At 68.5% G+C, this 18,470-nt stretch carries 17 protein-coding genes; 1 reads left to right on the forward strand and 16 read right to left on the reverse strand.

Translation table 11 applies throughout. The features are described 5' to 3' along the window. Positions 1–15: 15 nt before the first annotated feature. A complete protein-coding gene (locus tag BLS50_RS05610) occupies positions 16–516 on the forward strand; it encodes a CinA family protein (RefSeq protein ID WP_011544551.1) in 501 nt (166 codons plus the stop codon). Between the two features lie 35 nt (positions 517–551). Here the strand turns inward: BLS50_RS05610 and BLS50_RS05615 are convergent, their stop codons facing one another. The 16 genes from BLS50_RS05615 to BLS50_RS05690 all read right to left on the reverse strand — a co-directional run bounded on the left by BLS50_RS05615 (position 552) and on the right by BLS50_RS05690 (position 18,411). Next, positions 552–1,610, reverse strand: a complete 1,059-nt coding sequence (locus BLS50_RS05615; RefSeq protein WP_006476951.1) for a haloacid dehalogenase-like hydrolase — start codon at positions 1,608–1,610, stop codon at positions 552–554. 228 nt (positions 1,611–1,838) lie between these two features. Beyond that, positions 1,839–2,666 carry an orotidine-5'-phosphate decarboxylase gene (gene pyrF, locus BLS50_RS05620; RefSeq protein ID WP_074801316.1) on the reverse strand — a complete coding sequence of 276 codons (828 nt, stop codon included), beginning with the start codon at positions 2,664–2,666 and terminating at the stop codon, positions 1,839–1,841. Between the two features lie 39 nt (positions 2,667–2,705). Then, positions 2,706–3,767 carry an aldose 1-epimerase gene (locus BLS50_RS05625; RefSeq protein ID WP_074801319.1) on the reverse strand — a complete coding sequence of 354 codons (1,062 nt, stop codon included), beginning with the start codon at positions 3,765–3,767 and terminating at the stop codon, positions 2,706–2,708. 50 nt (positions 3,768–3,817) lie between these two features. Then, positions 3,818–4,633, reverse strand: coding sequence for an SDR family NAD(P)-dependent oxidoreductase (locus tag BLS50_RS05630; RefSeq protein WP_006476954.1), 816 nt, complete (start codon positions 4,631–4,633; stop codon positions 3,818–3,820). 27 nt (positions 4,634–4,660) lie between these two features. Next, positions 4,661–5,677 carry an L-arabinose ABC transporter permease AraH gene (araH, locus tag BLS50_RS05635; RefSeq protein ID WP_011544547.1) on the reverse strand — a complete coding sequence of 339 codons (1,017 nt, stop codon included), beginning with the start codon at positions 5,675–5,677 and terminating at the stop codon, positions 4,661–4,663. Between the two features lie 77 nt (positions 5,678–5,754). Further along, positions 5,755–7,266 carry an L-arabinose ABC transporter ATP-binding protein AraG gene (gene araG, locus BLS50_RS05640; RefSeq protein ID WP_011544546.1) on the reverse strand — a complete coding sequence of 504 codons (1,512 nt, stop codon included), beginning with the start codon at positions 7,264–7,266 and terminating at the stop codon, positions 5,755–5,757. Between the two features lie 67 nt (positions 7,267–7,333). After that, the gene (locus BLS50_RS05645; RefSeq protein WP_006476957.1) at positions 7,334–8,329 is read right to left on the reverse strand and encodes an arabinose ABC transporter substrate-binding protein; all 996 of its coding nucleotides are present in this window, start codon (positions 8,327–8,329) and stop codon (positions 7,334–7,336) included. A gap of 111 nt (positions 8,330–8,440) precedes the next feature. After that, positions 8,441–9,220 carry an SDR family oxidoreductase gene (locus BLS50_RS05650; RefSeq protein WP_074802763.1) on the reverse strand — a complete coding sequence of 260 codons (780 nt, stop codon included), beginning with the start codon at positions 9,218–9,220 and terminating at the stop codon, positions 8,441–8,443. Beyond that, entirely contained in the window at positions 9,220–9,897 is a 678-nt protein-coding gene (locus BLS50_RS05655) for a 2-dehydro-3-deoxy-6-phosphogalactonate aldolase (RefSeq protein WP_074801321.1), read from the reverse strand. The genes BLS50_RS05650 and BLS50_RS05655 overlap by 1 nt, the downstream gene beginning before the upstream one ends. Before the next feature lie 22 nt (positions 9,898–9,919). Beyond that, positions 9,920–10,945: a 2-dehydro-3-deoxygalactonokinase gene (locus BLS50_RS05660; RefSeq protein WP_074801324.1), complete on the reverse strand. Its 1,026-nt coding sequence runs from the start codon at positions 10,943–10,945 to the stop codon at positions 9,920–9,922. Continuing rightward, complete coding sequence (locus BLS50_RS05665; protein WP_011694140.1) at positions 10,942–11,841, reverse strand: IclR family transcriptional regulator; 900 nt, start codon at positions 11,839–11,841, stop codon at positions 10,942–10,944. The genes BLS50_RS05660 and BLS50_RS05665 overlap by 4 nt, the downstream gene beginning before the upstream one ends. 349 nt (positions 11,842–12,190) lie before the next feature. After that, positions 12,191–12,592, reverse strand: coding sequence for an EF-hand domain-containing protein (locus BLS50_RS05670; protein ID WP_074801327.1), 402 nt, complete (start codon positions 12,590–12,592; stop codon positions 12,191–12,193). 79 nt (positions 12,593–12,671) lie between these two features. Continuing rightward, positions 12,672–14,282 carry a S10 family peptidase gene (locus BLS50_RS05675; protein ID WP_074801330.1) on the reverse strand — a complete coding sequence of 537 codons (1,611 nt, stop codon included), beginning with the start codon at positions 14,280–14,282 and terminating at the stop codon, positions 12,672–12,674. A gap of 423 nt (positions 14,283–14,705) precedes the next feature. Next, a complete protein-coding gene (gene mtgA / locus BLS50_RS05680) occupies positions 14,706–15,443 on the reverse strand; it encodes a monofunctional biosynthetic peptidoglycan transglycosylase (RefSeq protein WP_006484660.1) in 738 nt (245 codons plus the stop codon). A gap of 14 nt (positions 15,444–15,457) precedes the next feature. Continuing rightward, entirely contained in the window at positions 15,458–16,324 is an 867-nt protein-coding gene (gene aroE / locus BLS50_RS05685) for a shikimate dehydrogenase (RefSeq protein WP_011544538.1), read from the reverse strand. Further along, positions 16,321–18,411, reverse strand: coding sequence for a ribonuclease catalytic domain-containing protein (locus BLS50_RS05690; protein WP_074801332.1), 2,091 nt, complete (start codon positions 18,409–18,411; stop codon positions 16,321–16,323). Before BLS50_RS05690 ends, aroE begins: the two co-directional genes overlap by 4 nt. Between the last annotated feature and the right edge of the window lie 59 nt (positions 18,412–18,470).

Below are 18,470 nucleotides of genomic sequence, written 5' to 3' on the forward strand. Positions count from 1 at the left end.
CGTTTCCCGACGCGCATGCCAACCGATTCCGTCGTCCACCAGCTTGCGATCCGCGCAGGCAACAAGCTGCGTGACGAGCACCTGACGCTCGCCACCGCCGAATCCTGCACCGGCGGGATGATCGCCACCGCGATCACCGACATTTCCGGCAGCAGCCAGTGGTTCGAACGCGGCTTCGTCACGTACTCGAACCAGGCCAAGATCGAGATGATCGGCGTGCCGGCCGACCTGATCGACAAGCACGGCGCCGTCAGCGAGCCCGTCGCGCGCGCGATGGCCGAGGGCGCGCTGCGCAACAGCCGCGCGCAGGTCGCGCTGTCCGTCACCGGCATCGCGGGCCCGGGCGGCGGCAGCGAGAAGAAGCCGGTGGGCACCGTGTCGTTCGCCTGGAGCAACCGGCTGCATACCGATGTCGAGACGCGGGTGTTCAAGGGCGACCGCGAACAGATCCGCACGCAGGCAGCCGCGCATGCGCTGCGCGGGCTGCTGAAGCTGCTCGACGAGCGCGAAGGCTGAGCGGGCCGGGCGCACGTGTCGCGCGCCCCGCTCCCTTATTGAATCGCGTCGGGCTTCACGACGATCCAGTTCTTGTCCGCCGTCACCGGCAGGCCGAGCGATTTCTGCTTCGCGGCCGATTCGTCCGACCACGCGCGGATCTGCGCCATCTGCTTGTCCTTCTTGTTGACCCACACGCGCACGCCGCCGCGCGCGACGTCGGTCGCGTTCAGCAGCATGTAGCCGTCGGACGTCGGCGTGTCGCCCGCGACGAGCACCGGCTTCTTCCACTGGTCGATCCAGCCGACGATCGAACCGAGCTTGCCTTCGTACCACGTCATCGGGTTCATCAGGAACGGCGTGATCACCAGGTTGCGGTTCGCGGCCTCGTCGTACTTGCCGGCCTTGATCTGCAGCCGCGACGTGGTCAGCGCGCCGGTCGCCGGGTTGCGCAGCAGCGTCGTCACGCCGATCACGTTCTGCGGCTTCACGTTGTAGCCGTACTTCGGGTCGGCCAGCACGAGCCGCGCGAGCTCCTCGTGCGCGGCCGTCATCACGTAGACCTCGATGCCGTTCTCGCGCAGCGCGTTGTACAGCTCCTGCATCCCGCGAAAGAAGCGCGGCGGGTTCACCGTGCCGTCGACGACCTTGTCGCCCTGCCAGTAGCGGATCGGGATCGGCTTGCCGTCGGCGAGCATCGCATCGATGTGGCGCTTCAGGTCGGCGAGCGACTGGCCGGCGAACGCCTGCGCGATCCACGGATAGCAGACCAGATCGTCGATCTCGCACAGCCGGTAGTAATAGCTCGTCAGCGATTCCTTGTAGTCGGCGGAATCCTTGAACGGGATCAGCTTCAGCGACGGGTCGAGCGAGTCGCGCGTCAGCACGCCGTGGTTCTCGAGGTACGGCAGCAGCGATTCCTCGAGATCGTAGCGGTAGGTCGTGTTGTCGGCATCGAACACCGCGTAGTCGCCGCGGTTCGCGTGCGCGGCGATCATCGCGTTCAGCGCCTTCGCGCTGTCGGCGGGCCAGTGCGACAGATCCGCCGCATGGGCGAACGTCATGCACAGCGACGCGGCGAACGCGCTCAAAAGACGGCGGGACAGCTTGGGCATGGCGTCGCTCCTTTTCTTGACATTTTTGTGACGGATCGGTGACAAGCGGCAGCATCGCGCGAATAAATTGCGCCCATTCGATACGGAAGCGACGGAAAGTTGTTCGCGTGCGTCAGGGAGAATCGAGGAAAGCGAAGGGGATGAATGAGAAGATGCGACGCCGGCCCACGGGCGCGGGGCCGGCGCCAACCGCCCGGCGGACCCGCCGGGCGGTGTCGTGCGATTCGATCAGCGATGCGCGTTGATCGTGTCGCGCGTCTTCTGCGCGGCGAGCCCCGCGGCTTCGGCGAAATCCTCGCCCTTGCTCGCGTACAGGATCGCGCGCGACGAGTTGATCATCATCCCGGTGCCGTCGGCCGTGCGGCCTGCGTTGACGGTCGCCTGCACATCGCCACCCTGCGCGCCGATGCCGGGGATCAAGAGCGGCATGTCGCCGACGATCCCGCGCACGATCTCGATTTCCTTCGGGAACGTCGCGCCGACCACGAGGCCGAGCTGGCCGTTCCGCGCGTTCCACTTGTTCGCCGCGAGGTCGGCGACGACCTGGTACAGCGGCCGGCCATTGGTGTCGAGGAACTGCAGGTCCGAGCCGCCCGGGTTCGACGTGCGGCACAGCACGATCACGCCCTTGCCTTCGTGCTCGAAGTACGGCTCGACCGAGTCGTAGCCCATGTACGGGTTCACCGTGACGGCGTCCGCGCGATAGCGCTCGAACGCTTCGCGCGCGTACTGCTCGGCCGTGCTGCCGATGTCGCCGCGCTTCGCGTCGAGGATCACCGGCAGGCCCGGATGCTGCAAATGGATGTGCGCGATCAGCCGCTCGAGCTGGTCTTCCGCGCGATGCGCGGCGAAGTACGCGATCTGCGGCTTGAACGCGCTCGCGTACGGCGCGGTCGCGTCGACGATCTGCCGGCAGAATTCGAAGATCGCGTCGGGCTGACCGTCGAACTGCACGGGAAAGCGCGACGGCTCGGGATCGAGGCCGACGCACAGCAGCGAATTCGTGCGCTGCCACGCGGCGCGCAGCGATTCAATGAAAGTAAGCGGGGAAGACATGGCGGGTACTCGCGGCAAACCGTTGGTAGACCGCGTATTTTACCCGCGTCGCCGGGCTCCCTCGCGGGTCGTGGCATTGCTGCGCGCATCGGCGCGCTCGACGGTGAACGCGAAACGCCGCGTGAGCCGCTCGCCGGGCGCGAGCAGCGTCATCCCGTGCGCGGCCGCGCCGCCCGGCAGGTTCACCGCATTGATCGGATGATCGACCGGCTCGAAGCAGAAGAAATCCTCGCCCGGCGGTGTATAGAGCACGTACGCGTCAGCGTCGGCCGCGACGGTCAGCGATAGCCGGCGGCGCGGCCAGCTCACCGTCGCGTGGCCGCCCCAGCCGGTGAACGCGTGATTGACGAGCGTGGCCGGCAGCGGATACGCGACGCCGAACTGCCAGGCCGGCGGCACGCTCACGTGCCGCACCGGCAGGAAATCGGCGCCCGACAGCCACAGGCCGCCCGCCGCCGCGGCCAGTTCGGTCACCGCATCGCGCACGAGGAACGGATGCACGCCGAGCCCGAACGGCAGCCGCGTGCGCCCCGCGTTCTCGATCGTCAGCGCGATCGACAGCGTCGCGTCGTCGAGTTCGAACGACTGGATCGCGCGGAACGCATACGGCGCGCCGGCGGCACGGTCGAGCGACAGTTGCAGCGACGTGTCGGTCGCATCGTCCACCTGCCACCGCGCGAGCCAGCCGTCGCCGTGGATCGGCAGCGGCTCGTCGCGGCGGTTGCGCGGCACCGCGACCTTGCGCCCGTCGCATTCGAAGCGCCCGTCGCCGATCCGGTTCGAGTACGGCAGCAGCGGATAGCACGCGAGCTCGTTCGGGTCCGTCGCCGTCTCCGGGTGCTCGCAACGGCGGAACACCGGCACCAGCGCGCCGTTCTCGCCGCGCCAGTCGAAGCGCGCGATGCCGCCGCCGAGGTGCGGCAGCACGTCGAGCCGCAGCGACGCGTTCGACAACGTGACGGCCGCCGCATGCGCGGCGCCGACGCCCTGCGCGAACACGGCCGTCTGCGGGCCGGGGCTGACCGGCTGGGCGGCGGCGGCCAGGCGCGCGCGGCGCGACTGGCTGGTGGACGACGATGCGCGCGAGGACGTGGCGGTCATGGTGAGCTCCTTTCCTTCGTCGAAGAAACGATGCAGGTCGGTGCGAACGGTCAGGCCCAGCCGCCGTCGACGATCACGTCCTGCGCGGTGATCATCCGGCTGTCGTCGGCCGCGAGAAACAGCGCCATCCGGGCGAGGTCGGCCGGCAGGAGTTCGGCGTCGAGGCACTGGCCGGCCTTGATCGCCGCGCGGCCCGCGTCGTCGAGCCACAGCCGGCGCTGCTTGTCGGTCATCACCCAGCCGGGCACCAGCGAATTCACGCGGATGCCGAACGGGCCGAGATCGCGCGCGAGGCCGCGCGTCAGGCCCTGCACGGCCGCCTTCGCCATCACGTAGACCGGATAGCCGCCGTTCTTCAGCATCCAGCTGATCGAGCCGAGATTGATGATCGCGCCGCCGCCCTGCCGCTTCATGTCGTCGATCACCGCCTGCGCGGCGAAGAACTGGTGACGCAGGTTCACCGCGATGCCCGCGTCGAACGACGCGGGCGTCACGTCGCCGATCGCGTGGCGCGCGTCGTTCGCCGCGTTGTTCACGAGCACCGCGATCGCGCCGATGCGCGCGCGGATCGCATCGATCGCATGGCGCAGCGCATCGATGTCGGTCAGGTCGCACGAGAGAAACAGCGGCGCATGGCGTACGTGCGCGAGGCGTTCCGCGAGCGCGGCGCCGGCCGCCGCATCGAGGTCGACGAACGCGACGCGCGCGCCCTGTTCGGCGAAGTGCTCGACGAACGACGCGCCGATGCCGGTCGCGCCGCCCGTGATCAGCACCGCGCGATCCTCGAGGCTCGGGTAGCGCGCGAAACGCGCATCGCTCGCGGCGTGCGTAGCCTGCGAGTCAGGCGCGGAAGTATCGATGGTCATGCGGGTCGTCTCCGTGGAAACAGTCGGTCAGTCGCGTACGCCGCGGTTCTTCAGCTGGTCGAGCAGCACGGCCGCGAGCAGGATCGCGCCACGCACGAGGTACTGGTAGAACGCATCGATGTTCAGCAGGTTCATCACGTTCTCGACGGTGCCCATGATCAGCACGCCGATCACGACGCCCGAAATCGTCGCGCGGCCGCCCATCAGCGACACGCCGCCGAGCACGCATGCGGAGATCACGTTCAGCTCGAAGCCCTGCGCGGCGTTCGGCTGGCCCGACGTGATGCGCGACGCGAGGATCACGCCGGCGAGGGCTGTGACCGCACCCTGGATCAGGAAGATGTACACGCGCGTGCGTTCGACGTTGATCCCCGCGAGCCGCGACGCTTCCGGGTTGCCGCCGATCGCGAGCGTGTTGCGGCCGTACACGGTCTGGTTCAGCAGCACGCCGAAGCCGATGAAGCACAGCAGCGTGACCCAGATCGGCAGCGACACGCCGAACATCGACAGCCCGCCGAGCGCGATGAAGGTATCCGACGACACGCCGACCGCCTGCCCCTTCGACACGATGAAGCCGAGCCCGCGCACGATCTCCATCGTCGCGAGCGTCGTGATCAGCGCGTTGATGCGCAGGTACGCGATCACCGCGCCGTTCACGAAGCCGATCGCCGCGCCGGCCGCGACCGCCGCGACGATCGCGACGAACGTGTTGTCGGTCGCGTTCAGCACCATCGCGCACAGCACGCCCGAGAACGCGACGGTCGAGCCGATCGACAGGTCGAAGTCGCGCGACGCCAGGCAGAACATCATCGTGCACGCGACCATGCCGATCTGCGAGATCGACAGCGCGAGGCCGAGCATGTTGTCGATCGAGAAGAAGTGATCGACGGTCAGCGACATCGTGATGAACATCACCGCGAAGATCGCGATCAGGCTGTATTCGGTCAGATGCTGCCACCACTTCTGGCGGTCGCTCTGCTGCGGAACCAGCGCGTCGGCCGACGGCTTCCCGGCGGCGCTGGCAAGGTTTTCGTTGACTTGCATGGTGTGTCTCCTGCTCCTGCATCGCGCGGCCCGCGCCACGCGTGTTCGATTCGAATGTTCCGGTGTATCCGGGCGCGTCAGGCCGCCTCGACCGCGCTCGTCTGCGGCAGCGCGAGGTTCAGCACCGCATGTTCGTTCGCGTCGGCGCGCGGCAGCTCGCCGGCGATCCGGCCTTCGCGCATCACGACGATGCGGTCGGACACGCCGAGCACTTCCGGCAGTTCCGACGACACCATCACGATCGCGCAGCCGCGCTCCGCGAGCCGGTAGATCACGTCGTAGATCTCGTGCTTCGCGCCGACGTCGATCCCGCGCGTCGGCTCGTCGAGGATCACGACCTTCAGGTCGGGCTCCGCGAGCCAGCGCGACAGGATCGCCTTCTGCTGGTTGCCGCCCGACAGGAAGCGGATCTTCTGGCGCCGGTTCGGCGTCTTGATCTTCAGCCGCTGAATGAAGCGGTCGGCCGTTTCGCTTTCGGTCTTGCCGTTGATGAACAACCCCGCGCGCAGCGAATGGCGGCGGCAGCTGATGTTGATGTTCTCGGCGACCGACGCGATCGCGATGATCCCTTCTTCCTTGCGGTCCTCGGGACACAGCACGATGCCGTGGCGGATCGCATCGCCGGTGCGCTTCACGTCGATGCGCTTGCCGTCGAGCGTCAGCGCGCCCGCGCGCCGGCGGTCCGCGCCGTACACGAGCCGCATCAGCTCGCTGCGGCCCGCGCCGACGAGCCCGAAGAAGCCGACGATCTCGCCCGCGCGCACCGAGAAGCTCGCGGGTTCGCGCAATGCCGGGCCGTCGACGCCTTCGGCGGAAAACCGCACGTCGCCGAGCGTGCGCGGCGCGTAATGGTAGATGTCCGCGATCTCGCGCCCGACCATCTCGGCGACGAGCCGTTCGCGCGGCACGTCGGCCAGCGCGTCGTGCGACGCGATCTTGCGCCCGTCGCGGAAGATCGTGCACGCGTCGCACAGCCGGTAGATCTCGTCCATCCGGTGCGAGATGTAGATCAGCGCGCGGCCCTGCGCGCGCAGATCGTCGACCAGCTTGAACAGCACTTCCGTCTCGCGATGCGACAGCGAGCTCGTCGGTTCGTCGAGCGCGATCACGCGGGCGTTGCGCATCAGCGCCTTGCAGATCTCGACCATCTGCCGCTGCGCGATCGACAGCCGCCCGAGCCGCGCGTCGGGATCGAGATCGACGCCCATCTCGGCGAGCCGCTCGCGCACATAACGCTTCGCCTCGCGCTTTTTCACCCAGCCGAACGCGTTCGGCAGGCGGCCGAGCAGCAGGTTCTCCGCGACCGTCAGGTCGGGCACGTACTGCAATTCCTGGTGAATCACCGCGATGCCGGCCGCGATCGACGCGGCCGCATTCGCGAACTGCACGGGCCGGCCGTCGACCAGCACGCTGCCCGCATCGGGCTGGTATTCGCCGCCGAGAATCTTCAGCAGCGTCGACTTGCCCGCGCCGTTCTCGCCCATCAGGCCATGCACCTCGCCCGCATGCACGTCGAACGAAATGCCGTCGAGTGCGCGCACGCCGGGAAATACCTTGCCGATATTGTCAAAACGCAGTGCCGCTGACACGTCGTCTCCCCACTTCCAGATCGATCGACCGCCGGCCGCCGCATCGCCGCGGCAGCCGGCGGGCCGCTTACTTCGACGCGAGCCCCATCTCCTCGCGCACCTTCGCCACGTTGTCGCGCGTCGCGAGCATGCCCGTCGTCAGCGTCAGCGGCGGCGGCGCCTTGCCCTGCGTGATCCACGTGTACATCAGGTCCGAGGTTTCCTCGCCGTGGCGCTTCGGGCTGATGATCACGGTGCCGTAGAAGCCCGTCGGCTGCGGCTTCTTGAACTCGTTCAACGCCGAATCGGAACCGCCGATGCCGATGCCGATCATGTTGTCGGCCTTGAAGCCGCGCCCTTCGGCCGCGCGCACCGCGCCGAGCACGGCCTCGTCGTTCAGGCCGTACGCGACCCAGTGCTTGAACTGCGGGTTCTTCGTGAGCGCGATGTTCGCCGCGTTGAACGCGTTCTCCGTATCGGTCTTCGCCTGCGGCGCGGCGATCACGTTCGCCTTCGGGAAGCCGGCGGCGACCAGCGCGTCGGTCGCGCCGCTCGTGCGGTCGTGCGCGGTCGGCAACTGCTCGTAGGTGATGTCGATCGCGCCGACGTCCTTCATGTCCCAGCCGCGCTTCTTGATCTCGGCCGCGATGCCGTCGCCGACCTGCTTGCCGATGTTGTACGCGGAAATCCCCATGTGCGGCACCGACTCGATCGGCTTGCCCGCGCCGTCGACGAGGCGGTCGTCGACCGTCATCATCTTCAGGTTGTGCGACTTCGCCTTCGCGACGATGCCCGGCCCGAGTTTCACGTCGGGCGTGCAGATGACGAAGCCCTGCGCCTTCTGCGCGGACAGGTTGTCGATCGCGCTCATCACCTTCTCGCCGGACGGCGCGCCGATCTTCACGAGCGTGAAGCCCTTCTGCTTCGCGGCGATCTCGGCGAATTTCCATTCGTCCTGGAACCACGGTTCTTCAGGCTGCTTCACCAGGAAGCCGATCTTGACCGGGTCGGCCGCGTGCGCGACCGGGCTGCCCATCACCACCGCCGCCGCGGCGGCCAGCGTTACGAACGTTCTGCGTTTCATCTCCAGTGTCTCCTTGTTTTCATCGAACAGGATGCAGCCGCTTGTTGGTTTCGACGCAGCGTGCGCGCGGCCGTCGCACGTGCGGTCTTTCGAATCGTTACGTCAATCGTGTCAGTCGTGATACAGCGCCGCGCGCCCGCCATCGACGGTGATGCACGCGGCATTGATGAACGGCGCCTCGTCGGACGCCAGGAACACGGCCGTCATCGCGACCTCCTCCGGTTTCCCGATCCGCTTCATCGGCTGCAGCGCGAGCGTCTCGGCGCGCGCGGCGGCCGGATCGGGCTGCGCGTCCCACCAGTCGCGCGTCAGTTGCGTCTCGATGTAGCCCGGCGCGATCGCGTTCACGCGCACGTTGCGCGCCGCGTATTCGATGCCGAGCGCGCGTGTGAGGCCGAGCACGCCGTGCTTCGCGACCGGGTACGGAAAGCAGCCCGGGATGATCCTGAATGCATGCGTCGACGCGATGTTCACGATGCTGCCGCGACCGCGCTCGACCATCCCTTCCAGCGCCGCGCGACAGCCATGCCACACGCCGTCGAGATCGACCGCGAAGCAGCGCCGCCAGTCGTCGTCGGTCATCGTCAGCGGATCGGCGAACACGTTGATGCCCGCGTTGTTCACGAGCACGTCGAGCGGGCCGAACGCCGCTTCCGTCCGCGCGAGCGCCTCGCGCACCGCCTGCTGCCGCGCGACATCGCCCTGCAGCGGCAACACGCGCGCGCCGTCGCATTCGTGTGCGATCGCGGCAGCCGTCTGCTGCGCCTGCGGGAAGTCGAGATCGACGAGCGCGACGGCCGCGCCTTCGCGCACGAACGCACGCGCGATCGCGGCACCGATGCCGCGGCCCGCGCCCGTCACCATCGCGACCTTGCCCGCGAGGCGGCCCATCATGCGGCTCCGCCGCGCGCGACGCGCAAGCCGGCCTGGAACGCGCGCGCATGCGCCGCGGTCGTGTCGGCCGACTGGCCCGGGCGGTACAGCGCCGAGCCGAGCCCGAAACCGTTCGCGCCGGCGTCGAGGAACGGCTGCATGTTGTCCGGCGAAATGCCGCCGACCGGAATCAGCGGCACCGCACGGTCGATCACCGCGCGCCACGCCTTCACGACCGTCACGCCGAGCTGCTCGGTCGGGAACATCTTCAGCACGTCGGCGCCGTTGGTCAGCGCCGCGAACGCTTCGGTCGGCGTCGCGACGCCCGGCGCGCTCGCCAGCCCGCGCTCGCGGGCTCGGCGGATCACGGCCGCGTCGCTGTGCGGCATCACGATCAGCGCGCCGCCCGCGTCCCGCACGCGATCGACGTACTCGGCGCGCAGCACCGTGCCCGCGCCGACGATCGCATCGTCGGGCAACGCACGGCGTAGCGCCGCGATGCTGTCGAACGGATCGGGCGAGTTGAGCGGCACCTCGACGATCCGGAAGCCGGCTTCGTACAGCGCGCGGCCATGGTCGGCCGCTTCGGCGGGCGTGATGCCGCGCATGATCGCGATCAGCGGACACGCGTCGAACGCACGCATCAGGGCGGCGTGGGGCGTGTACGGCGCGGGCAATGTCAGGTCGGACGGCATCGAGAATTCCTCTGCAAGCAGTTCATTGATCGGCGCAGACGGGCTCGCCGTCCGCGCGCACGAGCCCGGCGCGCAACGCGATCCGCCACAGGCCGAGCTCGGTCGCATGCGCGGCGACCCGCGCATGCGCATGGCCGAATACCCGGAGCGCATCGACGTAGCGCGAACACAAGCCGTCGTCGCCGATCAGCAGCAGCGGCTGGTCCGCGAGCGCGATGCCGCGCTCAGCGAGCATCGCGTCGAGCGCATTGAGCTCGTGACCGATCAGCAGGCCGGACAAGTAGTCGCCCTGCGCATCGGGCGCGAGCCGGTCGGTCAGCCCCAGCGTGCGCGTGCTGAAAATCGTCGCGAGCAGCCCCGTGTGCCGCGCGCCGCGTGCGACCGATACGCCGCGCACGAACGCGTCACGATCGGGCGACGCACCCGTGCGCATCGTGCGGCCGAGGATCGTGTGATCGCGCAGCACCGCGAACAGCTCGCCCGTCATGAAGGTCTGGAAGCGCTCGATCAGTCCGTCTTTCACCCACGCCCATTTCGCATGCGTGCCCGGCAGGCCGATCAGTACCCCTGAACGATCGGCGCCAAGCGTGGGATCGCTCGCGAGTGCACCGACGATCTGCGTTTCTTCGCCGCGCATCACGTCGGGCAATTCGCCCGTCGCGATCACGCCCGGCACGATCGAGACCGTCGTGCCGCGCGCCGTCGTCACGGTGATGAGGCCCGCGACGAGCGCGTCGGCGCCGGCCGGCACCGCGACGTACGGCGCCTCGCGCCAGCCCTGCGCGCTGCCGACCATCCCGGCGGCAAGCACCGGCAGGCCGGGCGTACGGTCGAGCCAGTCGCCGCACGCTTCCTCGAACACCGCGTCGAACGCGCGCGCGCCGCCGCCCGGCACGTGCATCACGCCGGCCGGCCGGCTGCGGGTGTCGATCGGCACGCCGTGCGCGTCGTACAGATACGCGCGCAGCGACGTGGTGCCCCAGTCGAGCGCGATCAGCGACGGGGAAGCGGAACTGGCATCCGGAGCGGGCCGGGTCGAAGTCGTCATCGTTTGATCCTGCGGGTACCCTGCGGCGGGCTCCAGCCCAGTTCCGCGGAAATGGCTCGCGCTTCGCGCTGCACGAGCGGAATCAGTTCGTCCATGCGGTCGTGCGGCATGTACGGAATCGTGCTCGCGACCGACACCGCCGCGACGATCGCGCCCGACGCATCGCGGATCGGCGCGGCCACGCAGCGGATCGACGCCTCGTTTTCCTCGAGATCGAACGTATAGCCGCCGGCCGCGTAATGGGCCATGCGCTGCAGGAACGCGCTCGTCTCGGGGCGGTTGTCGGGCTTGAAGTTGACGCCGGCCAGCGCGCGCCGCGCGGCTTCGAACAGCGAGCGCCACAGGTCCGGATCGAGGTCGAGCATCATCGCCTTGCCGATGCCGGTCGATGCGAGCGGCATCCGGTGGCCGACGCGCGAGCGCATCTCGAGGCCGCGCGTACCGGGAATCTTGTCGATGTACAGCACGTCGTCGCCGTCGCGCACGCCGAGATGGATCGTGTCGAGCGTCGCTTCCGCGAGCGCCTCGAGATGCGGACGCGCCACCGCGGTGAGCGGCATCTGCTCGAGCGCGATCGTGCCGAGCTCGATCAGCTTCGGGCCGAGCAGGTAGCCGCCCTGCACCTGGCGCAGATAGCGCGCCTGCACGAGGCTGCTGACGAGCCGGTGCGTCGTGCTGCGCGTCGTGCCGAGCGCGGCGCCGATCGCGCGCATGTCGCGCGCGCCATTGGCGATCGCCTCGAGGATCGCGAGGCCGCGCAGCAGCGTCTGCGTGCCGGCCTGCTGCGCGGCGAGGTCGAGCGGCGTGCTGGTCGCGCCGATGCTGTCGGTCAGCGACGTATCGGCCGGCATCGCGCGCCGGGCGTCGAGGGCAAGGGAGTCTGGCATCTTGGTCATGGGACGGGGCTTCTTCAACGGAATCGGTGAAGCCGCTCGCGCGGCGCCGGAACTGCGTCCGATGCGGCGGCGTGGCGGCGGTCGATGCACCGAGTAAAGCGCCCGGCGAACTTCATGGAAGGTGTCTCCGTGTGCGACGGGCGCCGCGCGATGCGTGGGTCCGAAGCTGTCGATGTGCTTCGGATTGTAGGAGCGCACGCACTCGTCTCCAATATTTGAATGCGTTGTCCAGATAATGAGAATGCCGACGCGATTGGCCGCGGGTTCGACACGTCGGCCGCGCCATGCGCACGGGGGCGGAACCCGCCTGCCGCAGGTTCCGCCCCCGTTTGCTCACCGCGTGCGACGCTTACTGCTGGCTCGTGCTGCTGCGCGCCTGCATGTAGCGCTGTACGTCGGCGAACGACACACGGCCGTTGCCGCTCGCGTCGATCTGCCGGAAGTGGTTCGCGACATAGCCGAGGCCGGCCGCGCGCGCCTGCGACTCGGTGATCGACCCCGTGTTCTGCGTGTCGGCCGCGCTGAACTGCCGCGCGAGCTTGCGCACCACCTGCGCGTGCAGCGCGGCGCCGGTCGTCTGCGTGCCGGCGGTCGCGTGGCGCGCGGCCGGCGGCACGTACGGATCGCCGAGCTGCGCCTGGCGCGCACGCGCCGGCGCGGCGGCGTCGCTCGCCTGCGCGAACGCGGAGAGGGATGCTGCGGCGCCGGCGCATGCGAGCGCCGCGGCAACGACGATGAAACGATTCTTCATGTCAGGCTCCAGTCTGGAATGAGGTCGTCGACGGCCGGCGAGCGGCGCCGCCGAGGGCGCCCGTCGACGGCCGGGCGCATCAGTGCGCGGCCGCGCTGTAGAAGGTCACGAGGTCGGCTTTCTCCTGCGGACGCGACGTATCGTCGAGATAGACCATGTGCCCGCCCTGATAGTCCTTGATCGTCAGGTTCGGTTGCGTGCCGAGCCGCGCCAGGTCGAGCTCGGTCTGGTAGAACGGCGTCGCGATGTCGTGATACCCGTTCAGCGACAGCACCTTCAGCTGCGGATTCAGCGTCAGCGCCGCGGCCAGGTCGGGGATCGTGTCGGGCATCGCGAGGCCGTCGTGCGTCCAGTCCCACGTGTTGATCGCATTGCTGCTCACCGAGTAGGCCGACTGCGCGGTGTACTTCAGCTCGTTCGGCAGGTAGCTGCCGATCGTGTCGGTGAACGGCTTCGTGATGAACGAGCTGGACGGATCGCCGTCGGCCGCGAGCGGGCTCGACACCGGCACGTTCACGCGTGCGTCGTAGCGGCCGATCAGCGTGCCTGGCACCAGCGACAGCTGGAAGCTGTTGTCGAAGAAGGTCGGGACCACGTTGAAGTCGGCATTCCACAACGCCTGCTTCACACCGGTCGAATTCGCCATCGTCGTGACGAGATTCGGCGGCGGCGGCGTGTGGCTCGCGAGGTACGCGTTCACGGCCGGCGCGTAGCTGCCGGCCGTCAGCAGGCGCATCTGGTCCGCATACTGCGGCAGGTCCGACGGATTCGGGTTGTCGAGCTGGTAATACGCGCCGACCGTGCCGTACGACGGCACGAAGCCCGCGCAGCTCACCGGGCTCGCGCCCCTGTTCGAGTTGCCGACATAGTCGCTCGCCATGTCGCAGTTCGTGTTGTAGTTCAGGATCGACGACTGCAGCACGATGCCGTCGAGCTTCACGCCGGCCGTCTCGAGCAGGTTCGCGAGCACGTCGGTGCGCGGCGTGCCGTACGACTCGCCGAACAGGTATTTCGGCGAAGCGCTGCGCTGGTTCACGCTCAGGTAGCGCGTCACGAAATCGCGGAACGCGCCGGCGTCCTGGTCGACGCCCCAGAACGTCTGGTTCGTGTTCGGCGCGACCGCTTCGGAGAAGCCGGTGCCGATCGCATCGACGAACACGAGGTCGGTCGTGTCGAGCAGGGTTTCCTGGTTGTCGACGAACGGGAACGTCGACGTGTTCGCGTTCGGGTCGCTGGTCTGAATCCGGCGCGGGCCGAACGAGCCGAGGTGCAGCCACACCGAGGCCGAGCCGGGGCCGCCGTTGTACAGGAACGTGACGGGCCGCTTCGCCGCGGGCTGGTTGTCGGCCGTGTAGGCGACGTAGAAGAACGAGGCTTCGGGCGCGCCCGTCTGCGGATTGCGGGCGACGAGGTGGCCGGCGGTGGCCGTGTACCGGATCGTCTTGCCGTTCAGCGTGATCTGATGGTGCGTGACGGCGGCCTTCTCGACCGCGGCGGATGCGTCGAGCGACGCGTTCGCACTCGACGAATAACTGTTCGGATCGTTGTACGCGCGGTCGACCTGACCGGCAGGATCGGCTGAATTCGCGGCGCTCGCTGCAGACGACGACGTCACGTCGTCGTTGCAGGCCGTCAGAATCAGCGAAGAACACACCACTCCCAACAACAGCTTCGCTTTGCTCGCTGGCATCGTTGCGTTCCTTCTTCTCGGATGTTTTTTGTGTCGAGCAGCCGGATAAGCCACCCCCCGCCTCGATTGCGGCCGATGAGCCGAGGCGCTGGCCAATATACGCGAGCCGGTCAGCTTTGAAAAATTTGGAAATATTTCGCACGCATGCGGTGCAGCGCACACCTTTCAGGAATGCTTCGATTCGTGAAACGTTTGCATTTCACGTCGCTTTCAGCGACTTTCGCGTTTATCCGCGGCGGCTAAAAATGCACGGATTTCGTGCGATGCCGGTCAACAAAATCGCGCGGTCGCCGGTATTGCTCAGCAAAGCGAAATAGACGAATTCGTCTAACGGATGTGACCCGAAATGGTCGCGACACGCATGCGCTGCAGCGCACCAATCGCGCCTCGACGGCGGAATGGACAATGCAGCAGCGCTGCCGCTTACTCCGATTGCGGCAACTCGGCCGCGCCCATCCGGCGCGCGATGACCGCCGCGCGCTGGGCCTGGTAGGCCGAGCCGCGATGCGCATCGAACCAGCGCGGCTTCGGCAGCATCACCGCGAGACGCGCCGACTGCCACGCGCCGAGCCGGCTCGCGGGAATCTTGTAGTAATAGCGCGCGGCCGCTTCGGCGCCGTACACGCCGCGCCCCCATTCGACCGAATTCAGGTAGATCTCGAAGATGCGCTCCTTGTCGAGCACCGTTTCGAGCATCCACGTGATGATCAGCTCCTGCCCCTTGCGGATGTAGCTCTTCTCGCGCGACAGGAACAGGTTGCGGGCGAGCTGCTGCGTGATCGTCGAGCCGCCCGCGACGATCCTGCCGCGCGCCTTGTTCTTCTCCCACGCCTGCAGGATTGCGTCGACGTCGTAGCCGTTGTTGGTCGCGAAGGTCGAATCCTCGGACGCGATCAGCGCGCGCTTCAGGTTGCGCGAGATCTGGTCGTACGGCACCCACTGGTGCCGGATCTGCGCGGGCGGCGTGTCGCGCGACAGCCACCACGCGTCGGTGCGCATGAAGGCGGTCGAGCCCGGGTTCACGAACGACCACAGCGCGATCTGCGCGAGATAGAACAGTTGCGTCGCGAGCCATGCGCCCGCGAACACCGACCCCGCATAGACGGCCCAGCGAGCGAGGCTCACCGTCCGCGTGCGCTGCGTGCCGCTCACCGCCACCACGTGCCGCGCTCCGCTCAGCTCGCCGCGAGCGCCTGGCGCAGCGCGGCCAGCACCGGTGCGCCGTCCGGCCGCACGCCGCGCCAGATGAAGAACGACTCGGCCGCCTGCTCGACGAGCATCCCGAGACCGTCGGCCGTACGCGCGCCGAGCGACGCCGCGTGCTGCATGAACACGGTCGGCTGCGCGCCGTACATCATGTCGTACGCGAGCGTGCCGGCGCCGAACGCGGCCGCATCGCATTCCGGCAGCGCGGCATCGAGGCTGCCGGCCGTCGCATTGATCACCACGTCGTAGGGCTCCGCCCGCACGACGCCGGGGCCGCCGCCCGCGAGCGTGCAGCCCGCATCGTGCGCGGCCTGCATGAACTGGCCGACGAGCGCTTCGGCCTTGCTCGCGGTGCGGTTGACGATTGCGATCGACAGCGGTGCGCGGTCGAGCAGCGGCAGCACGACGCCGCGTGCGGCGCCGCCCGCGCCGAGCAGCAGGATGCGCGCGCCGGCGAGCGACACGCCGAGATTCGCTTCGATGTCGCGCACGAGGCCGACGCCGTCGGTGTTGTCGCCGTGGATGCGGCCGTCGGCATCGATGCGCAGCGTGTTCACCGCGCCTGCGGCCGCCGCGCGCGGCGACAGCGTATCGGCGAGCGCATGCGCGTCGAGCTTGAACGGCACCGTCACGTTCGCGCCGCGACCGCCTTCGGCGACGAACGCGCGCACGGCCGCCTCGAAACCATCGACCGGCGCGAGCCGGTGCGTGTATTCGATCGGCTCGCCGGTCTGCGCGGCGAACTGCGCGTGGATGAACGGCGACTTGCTGTGCGCCACCGGGTTACCGAACACGACATAGCGGTCGGCGCCGCTCGTCGACGCAACTGCGTTCATGATGCGCGCCCCGTTTCGCCGTCGTTGCCGCTCGCGGCTTCGCCGCCCTCCGCCGTCGCGTCGCCCGATTCGGCCAGCGCTTCGGCCTCGGCTTGCGCCGACGCGTCTTCCGCGTCGACCAGCGTGTCGTCGCCGCCTTCGGCGTCATCCTCTTCGTCGGCCTCGGCCGTATCGCCGCTCGTCACGGTCGGCGCATCGAGCACGTTCAACAGGCGCACCGACGCCTCGATCGTCAGCTCGTCGAGCGACATCACGTCGAGCAGCACGCGCGTGCCGCGCGCATGCACGCCGAGGCCCGGCACGTGCAGCAGCAGCGGGATTTCCTCCAGGCGCACGAGATCACCCTTCACGACGCTCGCGACGACCTGTTTCTTCTGCTCCTGCTTGAGCCAGCGCAGGCACCAGAAATATTCCATCCGGCGCTGGTAGTCGGCGTAGGCCGTGTACGTATCGTCGAAGCCCTGCACGACCGCGTAGAGATCGGCGTCCTTCGGCTTGAACGGCGCGGCGAGCTTCGCGGTGACGCCGTGCTGCACGCACGCGAGCAGTTGCCACTGGTTCACGAGGTCCACGTAGCGGCGCAGCGGCGACGTGCTCCACGCGTACTGCGCGACGCCGAGGCCTTCGTGCGGCGCGGCCGTCGTCTGCATCCGCGTGCGCTTCGGGCCCGGCGCGCCGAAGCCGCGCTGCGAGCGGTAGATACCCGGCACCGTGTGGTCGTGCAGGAACGCGCCCCAGGTCGAGTTCGCGAGAATCGCGAGCTCCGACACGATCAGGTCGAGCGGCGAGCCGCGGCGGCGCGGCGTGATCGTCACGTGCTCGCCTTCGACGTAGAAGTTGTAATCGGTGTTGCGCTGCACCTCGCGCTTCAGCCCGTAGCCCGCGCGCGCGACCTGGCGCTTCTCGAACAGCGCCTGCGCGAGCGGCCACAGCACGGCGATGTCGTCCTTGTGCGGGTAGTCGCCGGTGCCGGCCGCGAGCGTCTCTTCGGTGACCAGCTCGTCGAGCGTGTTGTGGCGCAGGTTGTTCTTCACGAACACGAGTTCGGCACGCGTCTCGTTCGCGACGATGTCCTGCGTCTCGCGGTTGACGATGATGTACAGCGACAGCGCCGGGCGGTAATCGCCCTCTTTCAGCGTGAACACGTCGACGACGTCGTCCGGCAGCATCGTGATCTTGTCGCCCGGCATGTAGACCGTCGACAGGCGCGCGCGCGCGATCGCGTCGACCGGATCGCCGCGCACGATGCCGAGCGCCGGCGCCGCGATGTGCACGCCGATCCGCACCCGGCCGTCGGACAGGTGCTCGACCGAGAACGCGTCGTCGATTTCGGTGGTCGTGACGTCGTCGATCGAGAACGCCTCGACGTTCGCGCGGGGCAGGTCGTCCGGCAGCGGGCCGACCGTGACGGGCGGAAAGCCCGTGCCGTGCGGAAAGAATTCCGCGAGGAAGCGCGCTTCGTGCAGCGCACGTGGCGACTCGATGCCGCCGCAGTCGAGCATCAGCCGCGCCGGCGACACGCCGCGCGCGCCGGCCGCCGCTTCCATCGCCTTGTATTCGATCGAATTCTTGTCCGGCCGCGTCAGCAGCCCGAGCACCTTGCCAGCGAACGCTTCCGGCAGCTTGCCGGCCTTCAGTTCCTCTTCATACTGCGCCTGCACCAGCGCCTGCTGGCGCTTGCGCTCGAGCGACGCGAGCGCCATCTTGAGCTGCTCTTCCGGTGCGCGCTGGTACTGGCCGCGCCCCTTGCGACGGAAGTAGACGGGCGAGCCGTGCAGCCGCAGCACCAGCGCCGCGCGCTCGACCGGACCGTACGTCGCGCCGAAGTACTCGGCGGCCAGCGCCGTATAGGCGAACTCGTCGGCCGGCGCGCATTCCCACAGGAAGTCCAGATCGATCTGCTGCGCGGCCGTGTCGGCCTCCTGCATCAGTTCGCCCGCGGCCGGCTTGTCGAATTCGATCAGCACGTCTTTCGCGCGCACCTTCGCCCGCCGCCCGCCGGGCAACTCGACCTGAAATGCGTCGCCCTGGCGCGACAGCACGCTGCCCGCCTTGAAACTGCCCGATTCCTCGAAGAAAACGTTCACTCAGTACTCTCGTTCAGACTGCCGGGCGCCGCGTCAGCGGCGCCGCATGATGATGGGAA

Origin of the sequence: Burkholderia orbicola, from assembly GCF_900100915.1 — a bacterium.
In the GTDB taxonomy this organism is placed as follows: domain Bacteria; phylum Pseudomonadota; class Gammaproteobacteria; order Burkholderiales; family Burkholderiaceae; genus Burkholderia; species Burkholderia orbicola.

Excerpts from the sequence above, each read along its gene's own strand:
- BLS50_RS05645 (WP_006476957.1), bottom strand. The coding sequence starts at position 8,329 with ATGAAACGCAGAACGTTCGTAACGCTGGCCGCCGCGGCGGCGGTGGTG.
- BLS50_RS05675 (WP_074801330.1), bottom strand. The coding sequence starts at position 14,282 with ATGCCAGCGAGCAAAGCGAAGCTGTTGTTGGGAGTGGTGTGTTCTTCG.
- BLS50_RS05655 (WP_074801321.1), bottom strand. The coding sequence starts at position 9,897 with ATGCCGTCCGACCTGACATTGCCCGCGCCGTACACGCCCCACGCCGCC.
- BLS50_RS05665 (WP_011694140.1), bottom strand. The coding sequence starts at position 11,841 with ATGACCAAGATGCCAGACTCCCTTGCCCTCGACGCCCGGCGCGCGATG.
- BLS50_RS05610 (WP_011544551.1), top strand. The coding sequence starts at position 16 with ATGCCAACCGATTCCGTCGTCCACCAGCTTGCGATCCGCGCAGGCAAC.
- BLS50_RS05650 (WP_074802763.1), bottom strand. The coding sequence starts at position 9,220 with ATGGGCCGCCTCGCGGGCAAGGTCGCGATGGTGACGGGCGCGGGCCGC.
- BLS50_RS05670 (WP_074801327.1), bottom strand. The coding sequence starts at position 12,592 with ATGAAGAATCGTTTCATCGTCGTTGCCGCGGCGCTCGCATGCGCCGGC.
- BLS50_RS05630 (WP_006476954.1), bottom strand. The coding sequence starts at position 4,633 with ATGACCATCGATACTTCCGCGCCTGACTCGCAGGCTACGCACGCCGCG.
- BLS50_RS05660 (WP_074801324.1), bottom strand. The coding sequence starts at position 10,945 with ATGACGACTTCGACCCGGCCCGCTCCGGATGCCAGTTCCGCTTCCCCG.
- pyrF (WP_074801316.1), bottom strand. The coding sequence starts at position 2,666 with ATGTCTTCCCCGCTTACTTTCATTGAATCGCTGCGCGCCGCGTGGCAG.
- BLS50_RS05615 (WP_006476951.1), bottom strand. The coding sequence starts at position 1,610 with ATGCCCAAGCTGTCCCGCCGTCTTTTGAGCGCGTTCGCCGCGTCGCTG.
- aroE (WP_011544538.1), bottom strand. The coding sequence starts at position 16,324 with ATGAACGCAGTTGCGTCGACGAGCGGCGCCGACCGCTATGTCGTGTTC.
- BLS50_RS05625 (WP_074801319.1), bottom strand. The coding sequence starts at position 3,767 with ATGACCGCCACGTCCTCGCGCGCATCGTCGTCCACCAGCCAGTCGCGC.
- araH (WP_011544547.1), bottom strand. The coding sequence starts at position 5,677 with ATGCAAGTCAACGAAAACCTTGCCAGCGCCGCCGGGAAGCCGTCGGCC.